This is a genomic window from Blastococcus sp. SYSU DS0510 (genome assembly GCF_054050835.1).
Genome location: NZ_JBJHAC010000003.1, coordinates 60,676 through 79,557, shown reverse-complemented (window position 1 = coordinate 79,557; position 18,882 = coordinate 60,676). Strand labels below are relative to the sequence as shown.

Annotated in this window: 20 protein-coding genes and 1 pseudogene; 16 read left to right on the top strand and 5 right to left on the bottom strand. The window is 75.7% G+C overall.

Features of this window, described 5'->3' with window-relative positions; all coding sequences use genetic code 11:
* The first annotated feature begins 9 nt into the window (after positions 1-9).
* From glmS to ACI79P_RS03410, 5 genes are all read left to right on the top strand, one after another.
* Complete coding sequence (glmS, locus tag ACI79P_RS03430; RefSeq protein ID WP_456579642.1) at positions 10-1,887, top strand: glutamine--fructose-6-phosphate transaminase (isomerizing); 1,878 nt, start codon at positions 10-12, stop codon at positions 1,885-1,887.
* 129 nt (positions 1,888-2,016) lie between these two features.
* Complete coding sequence (locus tag ACI79P_RS03425) at positions 2,017-2,403, top strand: holo-ACP synthase (RefSeq protein ID WP_456579641.1); 387 nt, start codon at positions 2,017-2,019, stop codon at positions 2,401-2,403.
* A gap of 34 nt (positions 2,404-2,437) precedes the next feature.
* Positions 2,438-3,904, top strand: coding sequence for an NAD(P)H-hydrate dehydratase (locus ACI79P_RS03420; protein WP_456579640.1), 1,467 nt, complete (start codon positions 2,438-2,440; stop codon positions 3,902-3,904).
* Positions 3,901-5,037 (top strand): alanine racemase, encoded by a 1,137-nt coding sequence (alr, locus tag ACI79P_RS03415; RefSeq protein ID WP_456579639.1) that lies wholly within the window; start codon positions 3,901-3,903, stop codon positions 5,035-5,037. Before ACI79P_RS03420 ends, alr begins: the two co-directional genes overlap by 4 nt.
* Complete coding sequence (locus tag ACI79P_RS03410; RefSeq protein ID WP_456579638.1) at positions 5,037-6,236, top strand: alpha/beta fold hydrolase; 1,200 nt, start codon at positions 5,037-5,039, stop codon at positions 6,234-6,236. The genes alr and ACI79P_RS03410 overlap by 1 nt, the downstream gene beginning before the upstream one ends.
* 9 nt (positions 6,237-6,245) lie before the next feature.
* Here ACI79P_RS03410 and ACI79P_RS03405 read toward each other — a convergent pair whose 3' ends face one another.
* Positions 6,246-7,043: a TIGR04222 domain-containing membrane protein gene (locus ACI79P_RS03405; protein WP_456579637.1), complete on the bottom strand. Its 798-nt coding sequence runs from the start codon at positions 7,041-7,043 to the stop codon at positions 6,246-6,248.
* A 547-nt stretch (positions 7,044-7,590) separates the two neighbouring features.
* A pseudogene (locus tag ACI79P_RS03400) lies at positions 7,591-8,241 on the bottom strand (TIGR04222 domain-containing membrane protein); the annotation flags it as partial.
* Positions 8,242-8,328: 87 nt separating this feature from the next.
* Between ACI79P_RS03400 and ACI79P_RS03395 the strand changes: the two are divergent.
* The 8 genes from ACI79P_RS03395 (at position 8,329) to ACI79P_RS03360 (ending at position 13,136) form a co-directional block, all read left to right on the top strand.
* Positions 8,329-8,967, top strand: a complete 639-nt coding sequence (locus tag ACI79P_RS03395) for a uracil-DNA glycosylase (protein WP_456579636.1) — start codon at positions 8,329-8,331, stop codon at positions 8,965-8,967.
* Complete coding sequence (gene tsaE / locus ACI79P_RS03390) at positions 8,964-9,416, top strand: tRNA (adenosine(37)-N6)-threonylcarbamoyltransferase complex ATPase subunit type 1 TsaE (protein WP_456579635.1); 453 nt, start codon at positions 8,964-8,966, stop codon at positions 9,414-9,416. The genes ACI79P_RS03395 and tsaE overlap by 4 nt, the downstream gene beginning before the upstream one ends.
* 6 nt (positions 9,417-9,422) lie before the next feature.
* Positions 9,423-9,869 (top strand): GNAT family N-acetyltransferase, encoded by a 447-nt coding sequence (locus ACI79P_RS03385; protein WP_456579634.1) that lies wholly within the window; start codon positions 9,423-9,425, stop codon positions 9,867-9,869.
* The gene (locus ACI79P_RS03380) at positions 9,866-10,399 is read left to right on the top strand and encodes a GNAT family N-acetyltransferase (RefSeq protein WP_456579633.1); all 534 of its coding nucleotides are present in this window, start codon (positions 9,866-9,868) and stop codon (positions 10,397-10,399) included. Before ACI79P_RS03385 ends, ACI79P_RS03380 begins: the two co-directional genes overlap by 4 nt.
* A gap of 6 nt (positions 10,400-10,405) precedes the next feature.
* Positions 10,406-11,041, top strand: a complete 636-nt coding sequence (tsaB, locus tag ACI79P_RS03375) for a tRNA (adenosine(37)-N6)-threonylcarbamoyltransferase complex dimerization subunit type 1 TsaB (RefSeq protein WP_456579632.1) — start codon at positions 10,406-10,408, stop codon at positions 11,039-11,041.
* A 14-nt stretch (positions 11,042-11,055) separates the two neighbouring features.
* Positions 11,056-11,490: a ribosomal protein S18-alanine N-acetyltransferase gene (gene rimI, locus ACI79P_RS03370; RefSeq protein WP_456579631.1), complete on the top strand. Its 435-nt coding sequence runs from the start codon at positions 11,056-11,058 to the stop codon at positions 11,488-11,490.
* A gap of 67 nt (positions 11,491-11,557) precedes the next feature.
* On the top strand, positions 11,558-12,592 hold the full coding sequence (gene tsaD / locus ACI79P_RS03365; protein WP_456579630.1) for a tRNA (adenosine(37)-N6)-threonylcarbamoyltransferase complex transferase subunit TsaD: 1,035 nt from the start codon (positions 11,558-11,560) through the stop codon (positions 12,590-12,592).
* Positions 12,593-12,599: 7 nt separating this feature from the next.
* Positions 12,600-13,136 carry a GNAT family N-acetyltransferase gene (locus ACI79P_RS03360; RefSeq protein ID WP_456579629.1) on the top strand — a complete coding sequence of 179 codons (537 nt, stop codon included), beginning with the start codon at positions 12,600-12,602 and terminating at the stop codon, positions 13,134-13,136.
* Here the strand turns inward: ACI79P_RS03360 and ACI79P_RS03355 are convergent.
* Entirely contained in the window at positions 13,126-14,361 is a 1,236-nt protein-coding gene (locus ACI79P_RS03355) for a class I SAM-dependent methyltransferase (protein ID WP_456579628.1), read from the bottom strand. The genes ACI79P_RS03360 and ACI79P_RS03355 overlap by 11 nt on opposite strands.
* A gap of 195 nt (positions 14,362-14,556) precedes the next feature.
* Here ACI79P_RS03355 and groES point away from each other — a divergent pair, with 195 nt between their 5' ends.
* On the top strand, positions 14,557-14,865 hold the full coding sequence (groES, locus tag ACI79P_RS03350) for a co-chaperone GroES (protein WP_166531823.1): 309 nt from the start codon (positions 14,557-14,559) through the stop codon (positions 14,863-14,865).
* Positions 14,866-15,040: 175 nt separating this feature from the next.
* A complete protein-coding gene (groL, locus tag ACI79P_RS03345) occupies positions 15,041-16,684 on the top strand; it encodes a chaperonin GroEL (RefSeq protein ID WP_456579627.1) in 1,644 nt (547 codons plus the stop codon).
* Between the two features lie 162 nt (positions 16,685-16,846).
* Here the strand turns inward: groL and ACI79P_RS03340 are convergent, their stop codons facing one another.
* Complete coding sequence (locus ACI79P_RS03340) at positions 16,847-17,146, bottom strand: WhiB family transcriptional regulator (RefSeq protein WP_091929063.1); 300 nt, start codon at positions 17,144-17,146, stop codon at positions 16,847-16,849.
* A gap of 363 nt (positions 17,147-17,509) precedes the next feature.
* On the opposite strand from ACI79P_RS03340, the gene ACI79P_RS03335 reads away from it, so the two are divergent.
* The gene (locus ACI79P_RS03335; protein WP_456579626.1) at positions 17,510-18,220 is read left to right on the top strand and encodes a response regulator transcription factor; all 711 of its coding nucleotides are present in this window, start codon (positions 17,510-17,512) and stop codon (positions 18,218-18,220) included.
* Between the two features lie 160 nt (positions 18,221-18,380).
* On the opposite strand, the gene ACI79P_RS03330 is transcribed toward ACI79P_RS03335, so the two are convergent.
* Complete coding sequence (locus ACI79P_RS03330) at positions 18,381-18,779, bottom strand: DUF5319 family protein (RefSeq protein WP_456579625.1); 399 nt, start codon at positions 18,777-18,779, stop codon at positions 18,381-18,383.
* Between the last annotated feature and the right edge of the window lie 103 nt (positions 18,780-18,882).

Sequence of the window (18,882 nt, the reverse complement as noted above, 5' to 3'; positions counted from 1 at the left end):
CTCGGTCCAATGTGCGGCATCGTGGGATACGTCGGCCCCCAGGACGCTCCGGGCGTCGTCCTCGAGGGTCTGCGCCGGCTCGAGTACCGCGGCTACGACTCCGCGGGCATCGCCGTCGTCGCCGACGGCTCGCTGAGCTCGGCGAAGAAGGCGGGCAAGCTCGCCAACCTGGAGAAGGTGCTGGCCGACCAGCCGCTCCCGGCCGCGACGATCGGCATCGGGCACACCCGCTGGGCCACCCACGGCGGCCCCACCGACCGGAACGCCCACCCGCACGTGTCCACCGACGGCTCCGTCGCCGTCATCCACAACGGCATCATCGAGAACTTCGCCGCGCTGCGGGCCGAGTGCGAGGGCTCCGGCGTGGAGTTCGCCTCGGAGACCGACACGGAGGTGGTGGCCCACCTGCTGGCCGCGGTCTACGCGACCACCCCCGAGGGGCCCGGCCGGCTCGCCGAGGCGATGCGCGGGGTCTGCCAGCGCCTCGAGGGCGCGTTCACCCTCGTCGCCACGCACGTCGCGGAGCCCGACACCCTGGTCGCCGCCCGGCGCAGCAGCCCGCTGGTGGTCGGCATCGGGGAGACGGCCGACGGCACCCCCGAGTACTTCCTGGGCTCCGACGTCGCCGCGTTCATCGGGCACACCAAGGAGGCCCGCGAGCTCGGGCAGGACCAGGTGGTCGAGATCGACCGCACCCGTGGGCTCACGGTCACCGGCTTCGACGGCACCCCGGCCGAGCCCACCGCCTACACCGTCGACTGGGACGCCGCCGCCGCCGAGAAGGGCGGCTACGACTGGTTCATGCTCAAGGAGATCGCCGAGCAGCCCCAGGCGATCGCCGACACCCTGCTGGGCCGGCTGGGCGAGGACGGCGAGCTCGTGCTCGACGAGGTCCGCCTGTCCGACCAGGAGCTCCGCGACATCGACAAGATCTTCGTCGTCTCCTGCGGCACCAGCTACCACGCGGGCCTGATCGCCAAGTACGCCATCGAGCACTGGACCCGGATCCCCGTCGAGGTCGAGGTCGCCAGCGAGTTCCGCTACCGCGACCCCGTGCTGGACCGCTCCACGCTGGTGGTCGTCATCAGCCAGTCGGGCGAGACGATGGACACCCTGATGGCGCTCCGCCACGCGAAGGACCAGAAGGCCCGCGTGCTGGCGATCTGCAACGCCAACGGCTCGACCATCCCGCGGGAGTCCGACGCCGTCCTCTACACCCACGCCGGCCCCGAGATCGCCGTCGCCTCGACCAAGGCGTTCCTCGCCCAGGTCGTCGCCTGCTACCTGGTCGGGCTCTTCCTCGCCCAGGTGCGCGGCGTGAAGTACGAGGACGAGATCGCCGCGATCGTCGACGACCTGCGGCAGCTGCCCGGCGCCGTCGAGCAGGTGCTCGAGCAGATGGAGCCGGTGCGGGCGCTGGGCCGCTCGCTGGCCGACGCGGGCACCATCCTCTTCCTGGGCCGTCACGTCGGGTTCCCGGTGGCGCTCGAGGGCGCGCTGAAGCTCAAGGAGCTCGCCTACATCCACGCCGAGGGCTTCGCGGCCGGCGAGCTCAAGCACGGGCCGATCGCCGTCGTCGACCAGGGCACCCCGGTCGTCGTCATCGTGCCCTCGCCGCGCAGCCGCAACTCGGTGCACGGCAAGGTCGTCTCCAACATCCAGGAGGTCCGGGCCCGCGGGGCGCGCACGATCGTGATCGCCGAGGAGGGCGACGAGGACGTCGTGCCCTTCGCCGACGAGCTCATCCGGGTGCCGCGCACGCCGACGCTCATGGCCCCGGTCGTGACGACCGTGCCCCTGCAGGTCCTCGCCTGCGAGATCGCCGACACCCGCGGCTACGACGTCGACCAGCCGCGCAACCTGGCCAAGTCCGTCACCGTCGAGTAGCCCGTCCCGCGCCGGGATCAGGTGCCCTGATCATGGCGCGTCCCCCCGCACGGCAGGCGGTGAGGGAGGACGCGCTGCGGTGAGGGAGGACGGCGGGCGCCCGGGACGACGGCGCGGCAGACTGGCCCGGTGATCATCGGGGTGGGGATCGACGTCGTTCCGGTGGACCGCTTCGCGCGGTCGCTCACCCGGACGCCGGGGCTGCGCGACCGGCTCTTCACGGCCGAGGAGCAGCGCACGCCGTCGGGCACCCCGCGCACCGGGGAGTCGCTGGCCGCCCGGTTCGCCGCCAAGGAGGCGCTGGCCAAGGCGCTCGGCGCACCCGGTGACCTGCTGTGGCACGACGCCGAGGTGACGGTCGGAGCGCACGGGAGGCCGCACCTGGCCGTCCGCGGGTCGGTGGCCGGGCGGGCCGCCCAGCTGGGGGTCACCTCCTGGCACGTCTCGCTGAGCCACGACGGCGGCATCGCCTCGGCGGTGGTCGTCGCCGAGGGGCTGACCCGGGAGGCGACATGACCGAGCTCGCGAGGTCACGCAGGGGCAGAGCATCGTGATCGACCTGCACACCGCCGCCGACGTCCGGGCGGCCGAGGCGCCGCTCCTGGTCGAGCTGCCCGACGGCGCGTTGATGCAGCGCGCCGCCGCGGGGCTGGCGACCGTCTGCCTGCGGTTGCTGGGCCGCCCCTACGGCGCCCGCGTGGCCCTCCTCGTGGGTACGGGCGACAACGGGGGCGACGCCCTCTTCGCCGGCGCCCGGCTCGCCGCCCGGGGGGTGCGTGCCACCGCGGTCCTGCTCGCCCCGGGCCGCGCGCACCCGGCGGGGCTCGCCGCCTTCACGCGGGCCGGCGGGCGCACGGTGGCGCCCGATGCGGCCGGCCCGCTGCTCGACCGGTCCGACCTCGTGCTCGACGGGATCGTCGGCCTCGGCGGCTCCGGCGGGCTGCGCGAGCCGGCCGCCGGGCTGGTCGAGCGAGCGGCGCGGGGTCCGGCGCTGATGGTCGCCGTCGACCTCCCCAGCGGGGTGGACGCCGACACGGGGGCGGTCGCCGGTGCGGCGTTCCCGGCGACGCACACGGTCACCTTCGGGGCCGTCAAGCCGGGCCTGGTGGCCGGCGCCGGGCGGGGCTACGCCGGCCGGGTGCACCTGGTCGACATCGGCCTGGGCCCGCACCTGCCGGCGCCGGCGGCCCGGCAGCTGACCGACGCCGACGTCGCAGCCCGCCTGCCGCTCCCGGACCCCGACGACGACAAGTACTCACAGGGGGTCGTCGGCGTCGTCGCCGGCTCGGCCACCTACCCGGGGGCCGGCGTGCTCTGCACCGGGGCGGCGGTGCGCACCCGGCCCGGGCTGGTGCGCTACGCCGGGACGGCGGCCGACGGCGTCCGCGCGGCGTGGCCGGAGGTGATCGTCACCGACGGCCGGCCGGGGGACGCCGGCCGCGTGCAGGCGTGGGTGGTCGGACCGGGGATGGGCACCGGCGAGGACGCCCGCAGCGTGCTGGCCGAGGTGCTCGCCACGGACCTGCCGGTGCTGGTCGACGCCGACGGGCTGACCCTGCTGGCCCGCGAGCCGGAGCTGGTGCGCGGCCGGTCCGCGCCCACCGTGCTCACCCCCCACGACCGCGAGTTCGCCCGCTTCGGCACCGAGCCGGGGGACGACCGGATCGGGGCCACCCGCCGGCTGGCCGCCGACCTGGGGGCCGTCGTCCTCCTGAAGGGCGACGCCACCGTGGTCGCCGATCCGGACGGCACCGTCTACGTCAACGGCACCGGCACCCCGTGGCTGGCCACCGCCGGCACCGGCGACGTCCTCTCCGGGATCGGCGGGGCGCTGCTCGCCGCCGACCTGCCCGCCGTCGAGGCGGCGGCGGTGGCCGCGCACCTGCACGGGCGGGCGGGGCAGGTCGCCGCGGCGCGCGGACCGTTCGTCGCCGGGGACGTCGTCCGACACCTGCCGGAGGCGGTCGCGCGGGTGCGCGGTACGCCGCCGGGCGGCCTGCCAGACTCGGGGGCGTGACGAACGGGACCGGGGCCGAGGTGGTCGTCGACCTCGACGCGATCGCGGCGAACACCGCGGTGCTGCGGGAGCGGGTGGGCCGGCCGCTGATGGCGGTCGTCAAGGCCGACGGGTACGGGCACGGGCTGGTGCCCGCGGCGCGGGCCGCGCTGGCCGGCGGGGCCGACCAGCTCGGCGTGGCCGTGGTGAGCGAGGCGCTGGCCCTGCGGGCCGCCGGCGTCACCGCGCCCGTGCTGGCCTGGCTGAACGGCCCGGGCGCCGACGTCGCCGCGGCGCTGACCGCCGACGTCGAGGTGTCGGTCAACGCCGCGTGGGGCCTGGCCGAGGTCGTGGCCGCGGCGCGGGCGACCGGCCGCACCGCCCGGCTGCACCTGTTCGTCGACACCGGGCTCTCCCGGGAGGGCGCCCCCGTCGCCGAGTGGCCGGGCCTCGTCGCGGCAGCGGCCCGGGCGCAGGCCGACGGCGACGTCGTCGTCACCGGGCTGTGGAGCCACCTCGCCTACGCCGACGCCCCGACCCACCCCACCATCGGCGCGCAGGTGCGGGTGTTCGAGGAGGCCGTCGCGGTCGCCCGGGCGGCGGGGCTCACCGACGCCCGCCGGCACCTGGCCAACTCGGCGGCGACGGTCGCGCTGCCCGGCACCTGGTACGACATGGTGCGCCCGGGCGTCGCCGTCTACGGGCTGGACCCCCTCGGCGGGGACGCCGCCGACCACGGGCTGCGGCCGGCGATGACCGTCCGCGCCCGGGTCGCGCTGACCAAGCGCGTCCCCGCCGGCGAGGGGGTCTCCTACGGGCACACCTACGCGACCGCCGGCGAGACCACGCTGGCCCTGGTGCCCGCCGGCTACGCCGACGGGGTGCCACGTGCCGGGGGCAACTGCGCACCCGTGCTGGCGGCCGGGAAGCAGCGGACGATCGCCGGCCGGGTGTGCATGGACCAGTTCGTCCTGGACGTCGGCGACGACCCGATCGCCGCCGGCGACGAGGTGGTCCTCTGGGGCCCCGGCGACGGGGGCGAGCCGACCGCGCAGCAGTGGGCCGACGCCGTCGGCACGATCCACTACGAGCTGGTCACCCGCATCGGCGGTCGCTTCGCCCGCCGGTACGTCGGGTCGGCGGGGGCGGTCTGATGGCCCGCACGCGCCCGCAGCCGCCCCGCCGCCCGCGCGAGCACCCCACGGCCCGCGCCGCCGGTGTGGTCGGTGCCGTCGTCGGGTTGGCCGCTGCCGGCACCGCCGCCGGCGTCGCGCTCAGCCGGGTGGCCGCCCGCCGGGTGCGCGCCGCCGAGCTGGGGCCGGTGGGCGACGTGGCGACGGCGCTGGCCGAGAGCCGGCTGCGCCAGGCCGACCCGCTGGGCACCGAGGCTCGGCCGGCCGACCGCACCGCACTGGTGCAGGCCGACGACGGCGTGCTCCTCTCCGTCGAGGAGATCGGTCCGCGGGACGCACCCCTGACCGTGGTCTTCGTGCACGGCTACACCCTCTCGATGGCGTCGTGGGCGTTCCAGCGCCGCGTCCTGGGCGCGCAGCTCGCCACCGGGAGCGGGCACCGGCCGCAGGCCCGCCTGGTCTTCTACGACCAGCGTGGCCACGGCTCGTCGGGCCGGGGCATGCCGGAGCACTCCACCATCGACCAGCTGGCCCGCGACCTGCTCGCGGTGCTGGACGCCCGGGCCCCCCGCGGGCCGGTGGTCCTGGTCGGCCACTCCATGGGCGGCATGACGGTCATGGGGCTGGCCGCGCTGCGGCCCGAGCTGTTCGGCACGCGGGTGCGGGGGGCCGCGCTGCTCTCCACCTCCAGCGGCAACCTCGCCGAGCTGAGCTTCGGGCTGCCCGAGATGCTCACCCGGGTGCGCGCCGCGGTGCTGCCGGTCGCCGCGTGGACGATGCGGCATAGGCCGTCGTTCGCCGAGCGCACCCGCCGGGTCGCGGCGGACCTGGTGTCGGCGGCCACGAAGGCGCTGTCGTTCGGCTCGTCGGACGTCGACCCGGCGTTGGTGCGCTACGTCGACGCGATGATCGCCGGCACGCCGGTCGACGTCATCGCGGAGTTCTACCCCGCGCTGGCGGGCCTGGACGAGACCGGCCGGCTCGAGCCGCTGTGCCGGGTGCCCACCCTCGTGCTGACCGGCGACCGGGACAGGATGATCCCCGCGGAGCACAGCGAGCTCATCGTCGAACGGCTGGCGCAGACCGGCGAGAACGCCGTCGAGTACGTCGTCGTGCCCGGCGCCGGGCACATGGTCCCCCTCGAGTCGCCCGACGAGGTCAGCCGCGCGCTCACCGGCCTGATCCGCCGCGTGGCGGCCGAGGCCCGCACCGGCAGCTGACGACGCGGGTCAGGAGCCGCCGCCGTCACCACCGCCGCCTCCGCCATCACGTCCGACACCGCATCCGAAGCCCACTGCGCCGCCCAGCGCCGTGTGCGACCGGTACGTCTGGAAGACCGCTGTGTCGCTCCTCCGGTCCCAGTGGCTGTGCCTGATCCGGCGGTCGATCTCGCCGGCGCTGAGCGGTTGCGGCGACGGCCGCTCGAAGATGGCCGACCGCAGTGCAGTGTCGGTCATCGCCTCACGCCCGTGCTGCGCGATCGCGACCGCGTTGCCCCCGTCGAGGGCGCGGTCGACGGACGGTCCCCGGCGGAGGATCTCGCGGCCGGCCCGCGTCGGGCGCCACTGCTCCCGGCGGCGGAGACGTCCGCGGCGGAGCAGTCCGGCAGCTGCGAGCGGTCGCCTCAGCCCGGTGATCCGGTCGTCGTTCACCAGACGCCAGCGGATGGTGTCGACCGATCGGCGCCCGCGCGTGCCGACCGCATCGAGGGCAGCTGCCTCCACCGGATGCCGGCGGAAGGCCTCGACCATGGAGAGCTCGCCGGGCGGGTGCACCCGCAGGCGTCCGGATTCGACCAGTACGACGACGACGGTGTCGACGACGCGCTCCCGTCCGCCGGCGAGGAATGCGAACTCGTACAGGTCCAGCGCTTCCATGGCAGTTCCTCCACGCCGGGGCGTCGTAGCGCACGGTGGCACGCTGACGGTGCGGGCGGTAGAGGCTTTAGGCGCATCGTCAGGGTGCGAGGGTGGTCGCTCCCGTGCGCCCCGGCTCGACGCCGTCACCGTCGCCGCCCCCGCCTTCACCCATGACTCCTCCGGGGTGGTGGACAGGAGCGGCGTCGATGCGTCGGCGCAGACCCACCGCCCGCTCCGTCGCGCTGGGCATCGGGAAGGCGTCGAAGCTCGATCCACGCCCGCGGCGTCGGAGGTGGATCCCGGACCGTGCAGGGCGACCAGCATGGCGCTGCCGCCGTCGAGGGCCGGGTCGACCGGAGGCCACGATCAGGTCCCGGAGCGACCGGTGACCGTACGCACGAGGGGGCGGGTGCCGCCGCGGACGACGGCCCCACCGGCTGGGCGGACCTCGAGCGGTCAGCCGCCGGCCGACCGCCGGAACGCGTTCGTCGTCGTCGGACAGACGCCACTGGATCATGTCGACGGCGCGGTGCCCGTGGGTGCTGACGGCGTCCTGCACCGCCGCTTCGACGGGGCCGCCGCCGCTCCCCACCAGGGGACCAGCGCGGTGTCCACCGCCCGTGTCGGGCCGCCGTCAGGACGGCGATGTCGAGAGATGGAGGTCAGGAGCAGTCGCGGTGTCTCCCCGAGTTGGCCCGTCCTGTCGGGCCGACGGCTACTGACCGGGGCCACCGCCCCACAGACCGGACCCGAACGCGGCCGCCGTTCCCTTGTCTGCTGCATGAGCGCGGTAGGGGGCCAGTTTTGGGTCGCTGTGGTCGATGTCGTGCCGGGACCGGTGTCCCGGCTTGCCGACGCCGATCGTCGTGATGGGCAGATCGAAGACGTCGGCGCGCAGCTTGGCGTCGGTCATCGCCGCCCGGCCGCCGAGCGCGACGCGGACGGCCTCGGCGTCCCCCAGTGCCGGCCGGTCATCGATCGTCCGCAGCACACGGTGGCCGGCGCGGGTCGGCGCGAGCGCGCGGCGATCGCCGTGCAGTGCCGAGCCGACGGTGCCGAGGCGGCCGAGCAGTTTGGCCTCGCGCAGCCGGCGTCCGACGTCGAGCAGGCGGTCGTCGTCGACCAGACGCCAGCAGGTCGTGTCGACCGAGCGGTGGCCCGTCGGCCCGACCGCGTCGAGGACGGCGGCCTCGACCGGGTGCCGGCGCGACAGGTCGGTGGTCGCCAGTTGGCCGGGGGAGTGCACCCGCAGCCGCCCCGCCCGCACCAGCGCGACGACGGCGGTCTCGACCACCCGGTTGGCTCCGCCGGCTAGGCAGGCGACGTCGTAGAGGTCGAGCGGGAGAGGGGGCATGGCCGGGTCCTCTCGCGAGGAACGGACGGTGCCGGCTCACGGTCCCACCCGGTACGGCGCCGCGGAAGGGCCGGAGAGCCCCGGCGCTAGGGTGCCGGGGTGGCCGCTCCCCGCCCGCCCCGGCTCGACGCCGCCGCCGACGAGGTGGCCCGCGCCGCGGCGGCCGCTCCGGACTGGGCGACCCTCGCGGAGACCGCCCGTGCCTGCGTCGCGTGCCCCGAGCTGGCCACCGCGCGCCGGCACGTCGTCGTCGGCGACGTGCCGCTCACCGGCCGGCCGCGGTTCGTGCTCGTGGGGGAGGCGCCCGGGGCGACCGAGGACGACACCGGCCGGCCCTTCGTCGGGAGGTCGGGGGCGCTGCTGGACCAGCTCCTGGCGGAGGTCGGTCTGGACCGCGGGCAGGCCGCGGTGCTCAACGTGGTGAAGTGCCGGCCGCCCGCCAACCGCACCCCGAAGGCCCCGGAGGTGGCGCGCTGCAGCGGCTGGCTGCGCCGCCAGCTGGAGCTCCTGGGCAGCCCCGTCGTCGTGGCTCTCGGCCTCTCCTCGACCAAGTTCTTCCTCGGCCCGCGCACCGTCCTCGCCGCCGTCCGGGGCCGCCCGCACGAGGTCGACGGCCGCGCCGTGTGGGCCACCTACCACCCGTCGGCCGCCATCCGGTTCGGCCCGAACGGCGCACCCCGCGCCGGGCTGCTGGCCGACCTGAGGGCCGTCGCCGGGTCGCTGGAGGAGGTCGCGTGAAGCGCGAGCACGTGCTGCCCGACCCCGCCGACACCCGCGCCCTGGGCGAGGCGCTGGCCGCGCTCGCCCGCCCCGGTGACCTGGTGGTGCTGGTCGGCCCGCTCGGCGCGGGCAAGACCGCGCTCACCCAGGGCATCGGCGCGGGCCTCGGCGTCCGGGAGCCGGTCACCTCGCCGACGTTCGTCATCGCGCGGGTGCACCGGGGTGGTCGCATCCCGCTGGTGCACGTGGACGCCTACCGGCTCGGGGGCCACGCCGACGTCGACGACTTGGACCTCGACGCCTCCACCGACGAGTCGGTGACGGTCGTCGAGTGGGGGCAGGGGCTGGTCGAGCAGCTGGCCGACGAGCACCTGGAGGTGCGGCTGGACCGGCGCGACGACGACGTCCGGACAGCGCTGCTCGTGCCGCACGGACCGGGGTGGGCCGCCCGGCTCGACGGGAGCTGAGGCGTCGTGACCCCTACCGGCACGTCGCCGGCGCCGTACCGCACGGTCGTGGCCGGCGGGCTCCCCGAGCTGGACCAGCGGCTGTCGGCCGAGCTCGACGCGTACAACGCCGCCGCCACCGAGGGGGTGGCGCCGGCGCGGGAGCTGACCGTGCGGGTCCTCGACGCCTCCGGTGAGCTCGCGGCCGGGCTGAGCGGCTGGACGTGGGGCGTGGCCGCGGGCATCGGCATGACCTGGGTGCGCGCGGGTTCCCGGGGCGAGGGCCTGGGTTCCCGCCTGCTCGCGGGCTTCGAGGAGGAGGCGCGGGCTCGGGGGTGCACCCACGTGTTCGCCACCTCGTTCAGCTTCCAGGCGCCGGGCTTCTACGAGCGGCACGGCTACCGGGAGATCGTCCGCTGGGAGGGCGTGCCCACGCGAGGCGCCGCCGACGTGCACCTCCGGAAAGAGCTGTGAGCCCGGAACTGCCCGTCGTGCGGCTCGTCCCGCTGGGGGCGGACGCGCTGCGCGCGCTGGCCGACGGCGACCTCGCCGCGGCGGAGGCGGCGGCACCGGTGCCCCTGAGCCCGTACCTCGCCGGGCCGGAGTGCCGCGCGGTCTGGCGGGTCCGGGCCGAGCAGGTGGTCGCCGATCCGGGCAGCGCCCGCTGGATCACCCGCGTCGTCCACGACCCCGAGCGGGGCCTGGCGGTGGGCCGGGCCGGCTTCCACGGGCCACCGGACGCCGCCGGCATGGTCGAGGTCGGCTACTCCACCGACCCCCTGCACCGGCGGCAGGGGTACGCCCGGGCGGCGCTCCGCGCGCTGCTGGCGTGGGCGGCCGAGGAGCCCGCCGTCACCACGGTGCGCGCGTCGGTCGCCCCGGCGAACACCGCCTCCCGCGACCTCGTGCTCGCCGAGGGGTTCGTCGTCGTGGGGGAGCAGGTCGACGAGGAGGACGGCCTGGAGATCGTCTACGAGGTGGCCGCCGGCACTCGCCTACGCTGAGCGGTCGTGCTGGTCCTCGCGCTCGACACCGCCACCCCCACGCTCGTCGCGGGGCTCGCGCGGTGGACCCCCCACGGCGGCGCGGAGGTGCTCGCCGAACGCGCCGTCCCGTCGGGCACGAAGCACGCCGAGCTGCTGACGCCGGCGATCCAGGGCGCGCTGGCGGACGCCGGGCTCGGGCTCGCCGACGTCGAGGCCGTCGTCACCGGCCTGGGGCCCGGGCCGTTCACCGGGCTGCGGGTCGGCGTCGTCACCGCTGCCGCGATCGGAGACGCCCGCGGGCTGCCGGTCGTCGGCGTCTGCTCCCTCGACGCGATCGGCGCTGGTGCGCGCACGGTGGTGACCGACGCGCGCCGCAAGGAGGTCTACTGGGCCACCTACGACGACGAGGGTCGTCGGGTCGAGGGCCCGGGAGTCGTGCGCCCCGACGAGTTCGGCTGGGGTGGGCCGTTCGTCGGCGACCCGGCGTTCGCCGAGCGGCTCGGTGGCCCGGTGACCCCGGCGGAGGTGACCACCGCCGGGCTGCTCCGCGCGGCCGCCCCGCAGCTCGCCGATCCGGGCTCGGCCGGGCCGCTGGTGCCGCTCTACCTGCGCCGGCCCGACGCGGTGCCGCCGACCTCGATCAAGGCCGTGACGCGGTGACCCGGCTGCGGCCGATGACCCTCGCGGACCTCCCCGCGGTGATGGGGCTGGAGGAGGAGCTCTTCGCGCCCGACACCTGGACGGTGGCGATGTACCGCGACGAGCTGGCCCGCCCCGACACCCGCCACTACCTGGTCGCCGAGGACGGCGGCGCCGTCGTCGGGTACGCCGGCCTCATCGCCTACGACGACGAGGCGCACGTCGCGACGATCGGCGTCACCGGCGCGCGGCAGGGCGAGGGGATCGGCGCCCGGCTGCTCGACGCGCTGCTCACCGAGGCCGACCGGCGCCGCGCCCCGGTGGTGCTGCTGGAGGTGCGCGCGGACAACGAGACGGCGCAGGGGCTCTACCGCCGGCGCGGGTTCGCCGAGATCGGCCGGCGGCGCGGCTACTACCAACCGAGCGGCACCGACGCCGTGGTCATGAAGCGGGAGCGGGCAGGGGCGTGAGCATCGCAGCGAGGAACGAGCGAGGAGCGGAGCTCCCCGCGGGAGCGACATGGGACGGGGGGACGCCGTGAGCGAGCCGCTGGTCATCGGGTTCGAGACCTCCTGCGACGAGACCGGCGTCGGCATCGTCCGCGGGCACACCCTGCTCGCCGACGCGCTGGCCACCTCGGTAGAGGAGCACGAGCGGTTCGGCGGCGTCGTCCCCGAGATCGCCTCGCGCGCACACCTGGAGGCGATGGTGCCGACCGTGCACCGGGCGCTGGCCGAGGCCGGTGTCAGCGCTGCCGACGTCGACGCGGTGGCGGTGACGAGCGGGCCGGGCCTGACCGGTGCGCTGCTGGTCGGGGTTGCGGCCGCGAAGGCGTACGCGCTGGCGCTGGGCAAGCCGCTGTACGGGGTCAACCACCTCGCCGCGCACGTCGCCGTCGACGAGCTGCAGCACGGGCCGCTGGCCGAGCCGTCGATCGCGATGCTCGTCTCGGGCGGGCACAGCTCGCTGCTGCTGGTGCCCGACCTCGCGCAGGAGGTGCAGTCGCTGGGCCGCACCATCGACGACGCGGCGGGCGAGGCGTTCGACAAGGTCGCGCGCGTGCTGGGCCTGCCCTTCCCGGGCGGCCCGCCGATCGACCGGGCCGCGCGCGACGGCGACCCGCACGCCATCGCCTTTCCGCGAGGGCTCACCGGCCCGCGCGACCCCGCCTACGACTTCTCCTTCTCCGGCCTGAAGACCGCCGTCGCCCGGTGGATCGAGGCCCGGGAGCGCGCCGGGGAGCCGGTGCCGGTGGCCGACGTCGCGGCCTCGTTCCAGGAGGCGGTCGCCGACGTCCTCACCGCCAAGGCGGTGCGCGCCTGCCGCGACCACGGCGTCGACCATCTGGTGCTCGGCGGGGGAGTCGCGGCCAACTCGCGGCTGCGCGCGCTGGCCGAGGAGCGCTGCGCGAAGGCCGGCATCGTGCTGCGGGTGCCCAGCCCGAAGCTCTGCACCGACAACGGCGCGATGGTGGCGGCGCTCGGCTCGCGGCTGGTCGCCGCCGGGGTCGCGCCGTCCGCCCCGGACCTCGGCGCGGACAGCTCCCTGCCGATCGACGTCGTCAGCCGCTGAGTTCGGCATGCACCGGCTCGCGCAGATCCGGCCCGTCGCCCCGGACGAGTGGGAGGCCGTGCGGGACATCGAGCGTGCCGCCGGGCAGTGCTTCGCGGACGTCGGCATGCCCGAGATCGCTGCCGACCCACCGCCGCCCGCCGGCGAGCTGGACCGGTACCGGGAGGCCGGCCTGGCCTGGGTCGCGGTCGGCTCCACCGACCTGCCGGTGGCCTACCTCGTCGCGGAGCCCGTGGACGGCGGGCTGCACGTCGAGCAGGTGTCGGTCCACCCCGACCACGCGCGGCGAGGCATCGGCCGAGCCCTCCTCGAGCACGCCGCCGCACATGCCGTCGCCGCGGGACTCCCCGCCCTCACCCTGACCACCTTCGAGGACTTGCCCTGGAACGCGCCCTACTACCGCCGCTGCGGCTTCCGGGTCCTGGACGAGCGCGAGTGGACGCCGGGGCTGCGGGCGATCCGCGAGCGGGAGGCGGCGCACGGCCTGGACCGGTGGCCCCGGGTGTGCATGCGCAGGAACCTGCCGGCCCGCGTCAGCCGGTGACGTCGCAGACCAGGGCGGTCGGGTTCCCGGCGACCCGGGTGACGACGACGGTCGCCGTCCCGTCGCCGTTCCCGCGGAGCTGCCGGGCGAGGGTCTCCGGCTCGATCGCCGAGCCGCGCTTCTTCACCACGACGCGGCCGACCCCGCGCTCGCGCAGCAGCGCCTTGAGCTTCTTGAGGTTGAACGGCAGCGCCTCGTCGACCCGGTAGGAGGTCACCCACGGGCTCCCGGCCGGGGCGTCGGAGGTCAGGTTGGCGATGGTCGGGTCGACCAGGGTCGCGCCGAGGTCGGCGCCGACGAGGGAGACCAGGCCGGAGCGGATGACCGCGGGGTCGGGCTCGTGGAGCCACCCGCGCACCGGCCCAGTGGGCGCCGGGCCGGGGTCGGCGTCGGCGGTGAGCTCGTGGACGGCGCCGTCGTGGACGACGCTCGCCCGCCGCCACGTGGTGCCGACCGCGGGCCCCCAGAGCAGCGCCTCGACGATCGATCCGCCGACCGACACCCACTCCGCCTCGACCCCGCCGGGCACCCGGTCGTGGTCCAGGCCGGGCGCCACCTTGACCACGGACGTGGGCACCTTCCCGAGCAGCGCCTCGACGGTCGACCACGGCGGCGACCAGCGGTCGGGGTCCAGCAGCCGCCGCCCACCGGCCCGCCGGGCGGGGTCCAGGACGGCGGCGCCGCACCCGGCCACCTCGCCGCCGCGGGCGGAGGCCACGAGCTCCACCGCGTCCCCGGCCACGACCCAGACGTCGTCGTCGACGCCGAGCGCCTCGGCGTTCAGGGCGGTGAGCTCCCGGGCCACCGGATCGAGGTCGACGGCGAGCACCCGGGCGCCCGCGCGGGCGAGCGCGATCGTGTCGGTGCCCGCGGCACACCCGAGGTCGGCGACGGAGTCCGCGCCGCCGGCCAGCAGCCGGGCGGCGCGGCGGGCGGCGAGCCGGGGGCGGCCGGCCTGCTCGAGGGTGTCGCCGGTGAAGAGCATCCGGTCCGCGTCCGCCCCGAACGTCGCCCGGGCCTTCTGCCGCTGACGAGCGATGCCCCACGCCGGCCCGGCGAGGTCGGCCCCCACCTCGGCCCGCAGCCGCGTCAGGGCGGCGACCGCGTCGGCCCCCTCGGCCAGCAGCGCAGCCGCGCGCGACAGCGCCGCCGCGCCCTCCGGGGTCGTCAGCGCGCGCAGTTGGCGCACCGTCTCGGCGGTCTGCTCCTCGGATGACCCGTCCACCGGCACAGCGTGGCGTACGGGCCGGTCGACGCCGACATCACCCACCCCGGCGACCGGGTTGAGCGGCTGGCACTCTCCTGGGTAGAGTGCCAAACGACACGGGCTGGCGCCCGACCCCCGCGACGGCGGGTGCCTGATCTCGTGCCACAGCATCGAACATCCCTGCCGTCCGACACCGAAGGGGGCGTCACCGACGTGACGACCGCTACCAAGGTCAGCATCAAGCCGCTGGAAGACCGCGTCGTGGTCCAGGCCAACGAGGCCGAGACCACCACCGCCTCCGGTCTGGTCATCCCGGACACCGCCAAGGAGAAGCCCCAGGAGGGCACCGTTGTCGCCGTCGGCCCCGGCCGCATCGACGACAACGGCAACCGCGTCCCGCTCGACGTGAACGTGGGCGACGTGGTCATCTACTCGAAGTACGGCGGCACCGAGGTCAAGTACGCCGGCGAGGAGTACCTCGTGCTCTCCGCCCGCGACCTGCTCGCCGTCGTCTCGAAGTAAGAGGACCCCGCTCCTCCCCACCCCTCGCAGGCTCGGGGCGGGCCCCTGGACCGGGGCCGTTCCAGCGCCCGCGACGGGGCCGTTCCATCACCGCACCTCCGACCGCCCCGGCGACCCGAACACCGGGTCCCGGGGCGGTCGTCTTTCGCCCTGCACTGACTGATCGGAAGGGCCCATGGCCAAGATCATCAAGTTCAACGAGGACGCCCGCCGAGCACTGGAGGCCGGTGTCGACAAGCTCGCCGACGCCGTCCGGGTGACGATCGGCCCGCGTGGCCGCAACGTCGTCATCGACAAGAAGTTCGGCGCCCCGACCATCACCAACGACGGCGTCACCATCGCCCGCGAGATCGAGCTCGAGGACCCGTACGAGAACCTCGGCGCCCAGCTGGCGAAGAACGTCGCCACCAAGACCAACGACGTCGCCGGTGACGGCACCACCACCGCCACGGTGCTCGCCCAGGCGCTGGTGCACGAGGGCATGCGCAACGTCGCCGCCGGCGCCAACCCGATGGCGCTGGGCCGCGGCATGCGCGCCGCCGCCGACGCCGTGCACGCCGCGCTCGACGCCGTCGCGATCCCGGTGGAGAAGCGCGAGGCGATCGCCGGCGTCGCCACCATCTCCGCGCAGGACGCCGAGGTCGGCGAGCTGATCGGCGAGGCGATGGAGCGCGTCGGCAAGGACGGCGTCATCACCGTCGAGGAGAGCAACACCCTCTCCACCGAGCTCGACGTCACCGAGGGCGTCCAGTTCGACAAGGGCTACCTCTCGCCGTACTTCGTCACCGACCAGGAGGCGATGGAGGCCGTCCTCGAGGACGCCCTCGTGCTGCTGGTCAGCGGCAAGGTCGGCGCGCTCGCCGAGCTGCTCCCGCTGCTGGAGAAGGTGCTCTCGACCGGCGGTCGTCCGCTGCTGATCGTCGCCGAGGACGTCGAGGGCGAGGCGCTGTCCACCCTGGTCGTGAACTCCATCCGCAAGACCATCAAGGTCGTCGCGGTGAAGTCGCCCTTCTTCGGCGACCGGCGCAAGGCGTTCATGACCGACCTCGCCGTCGTCACCGGCGGCCAGGTCGTGACCGAGGACGTCGGCCTCAAGCTCGACCAGGTGGGCCTCGAGGTGCTCGGCACCGCCCGCCGGGTCACCGTCACCAAGGACGCCACCACGATCGTCGACGGCGGCGGCACCTCGGAGGCGATCGGCGACCGCGTGGCGCAGATCCGCCGCGAGATCGACGCCACGGACTCCGACTGGGACCGCGAGAAGCTGCAGGAGCGGCTGGCCAAGCTCGCCGGCGGCATCGGCGTCATCCGCGTCGGCGCCGCCACCGAGGTGGAGCTCAAGGAGCGCAAGCACCGCATCGAGGACGCCATCGCCGCTACCCGCGCGGCCGTGGAGGAGGGCGTGATCCCCGGTGGCGGGTCCGCCCTGGTGCACGCCGCGAGCGCGATCGACGCGCTGTCGCTGGAGGGTGACGAGCTGACCGGTGCCCGCGCGGTGCGCGCGGCGCTGGACGCCCCGCTGGTGCAGATCGCCGAGAACGCGGGCTTCGAGGGCCGCGTCGTCGTCGCCAAGGTGCGCGAGGCCGGCGCCGGTCAGGGCTTCAACGCCGCGACCGGCGAGTACGGCGACCTCGCCGGGCAGGGCGTCATCGACCCGGTGAAGGTCACCAAGGCGGCCCTGGGCAACGCCGTCTCCATCGCGGCGATGATCCTGACCACCGACTCCGCCATCGTGGAGGCGCCGGAGGAGGACCACGACCACGGCGCCGGTGGGCACCACACCCACGGCCACTCGCACGGCCACGGCCACTCCCACTGAGCCGCTCCGCCGCGATGATCAGGTGACCTGATCCCGGCGCGTCCTCCCTCACCGTCTGCCGTGGGGGAGGACGCGCCACGGTGAGGGTGGACGCCACCAGCACGCGAGAGGGCCCGGTCCAGGAATCCTGGACCGGGCCCTCTCGCGTGCGTAGGGGCGGGCTTACACCCCGGCGGCGACGGCGGCGGGTTCGGCGGCGATCAGCCGGGCCCGCTCCTCCTCGCTCATGCCGCCCCAGACGCCGTAGGGCTCGCGGACGGCGAGCGCGTGCTTCAGGCACGCGTCGACGACCGGGCAACGGGAGCAGACGGCCTTGGCCGCGGACTGCCGCCGCGCCCGGGCGGGCCCGCGCTCCCCGTCGGGGTGGAAGAAGAGGGACGTGTTCTCGCCACGGCAGGCGCCATGGAGCTGCCAGTCCCAGACCTCGGCGACGGGCGTCGGGAGTCTGCGGATGTCGGCCATGTCTCCTCCAGGACTCTGTAGAGCCGGAGGGGGCTGTCCGGCTGCATGGGGCCCGGTGCCCTCGCCGTCCCACCTCCAAACACAGCCGATCCGCAACTTTTGCCGTGTGTGCGCTGCGTCACCTGGCCGCCCGGGCGCTCACCCCCCGGGGTGAGGGCGTCTGTTCCGCCGCCTGCGGGTCGATCAGTGTGACTCCAGGTCGTGCTGACGTCCGGGAGGGGGATCACCCGGACCGGCTGCCCGACCGGCGCAGAGGTGGAGGGCCCCCGGTGGGCCCTCCACCCCGGCGCCACCCGGTCGGGTGCCTTCCCGACCGGTGGGGGGACCCGGCCGCCGAGCGGCCGGGAGGAGCGAGGAGCCGGCGTGATCGACGACAGGATGCGCGCACCCGTGCACGGCGCGACCGTGTGGGTGTACGACGAGCGACGGCGGGTCCGTGACGACGTCGCCTCACGGCTGGTCGCTCTGCCGTTCGTGGGCCGGGTCGAGGTGGTCGGTGACGCGCAGTCGCTCATGGCCCGCCTGGCCACCCGCACCCCCGACGTCCTGGTGGTCGGCACCCAGCGCGCCATCGACACCGGGCTCTCCGCCGCCACCCAGGCGCTCCGGACGCACCCGGGTCTCCCGGTCCTGGTGCTCGGTGCGCCCGACGACGCCGACAGCGTCCGGGCCGCCGTGGCCTTCGGCGCCCGCGGCTACCTGCGGTGGGACGCGACCCCGATCGAGATGGGGCTGGGCCTCTCCCGGCTCGGGCTGCGCGCCGACGGCCGGATCCCGCAGCAGGTGAGCGCACCGGCGCCCGCGTGGAGCGGCGCCGCCCCGCTGGCCGGCTCGGCACCCACGACCGTGCGGTCGACCGTCCGCGACGCCACCCCCGCCGTGGCGCTGTCCATGCGGGAGATGCAGGTGCTCACCGGGATGAGCCAGGGCAAGAGCAACGCCCAGATCGGCCGGGAGCTCTACCTGTCCGAGGACACCATCAAGACCCACGCCCGGCGGCTGTTCCGCAAGCTGGGCGCCAAGGACCGCGCCGAGGCGGTCGCGACGGGCTTCCGCCGCGGCATCATGACCTGAGCGGTCACCCGACCGACGCACGCGCCGAGGGCCGTCTCCCCAGCGGGGAGGCGGCCCTCGGCGCGTTCCCACCCGCGTCGGGGATCGGCGCGGCACGCGCGCTCAGAGCGGCAGGGGGACGGCACGTGGCCGCGGTGCGATCCGGAGGATCGCGATCGACTCAGTCGTCCCGGGCGTGGCGGCCGGTGCGCCCGCCGCTGGGCTCGTCCCGCTCCGCCAGCGCCGCGACGCCGTCGGCGTACCCGCTGGCGTAGTCCCAGCTGACGTAGTCGTCGGGGTTCGGGTCGAACGGCGGCTCGTGCCGGCCGGTCTGGCCCTCGTCGAGGAGCTGACGCAGGTTGGCCTGCATCAGCGCCCAGTCGACGTGGTGCTCCTCCTCGCAGTCGGGGCAGTCGACCACGATGCCCTTGATGCCGGTCGGCTCGAGCAGCGTGCGGAAGACCTCGAGCTCGGCGAGGTCGTCGAGCACCCCGGCGCGCTCCTCCATCGTGAGGGGCGGAGGGGCGGGGCCGTCGGCCGGGCCGAAGTCGGGCCCGGAGGCGTCGTCGAACGGAGACACGGTCACACGGTAGCCGCCGGGCAGGCGGAGCGACGCCCCCTCCGCGCCGCCGCCTACGATCAGAGCAGGTCCCGCGCGCCCGCGAGGTGTGTCGAACCGGTGT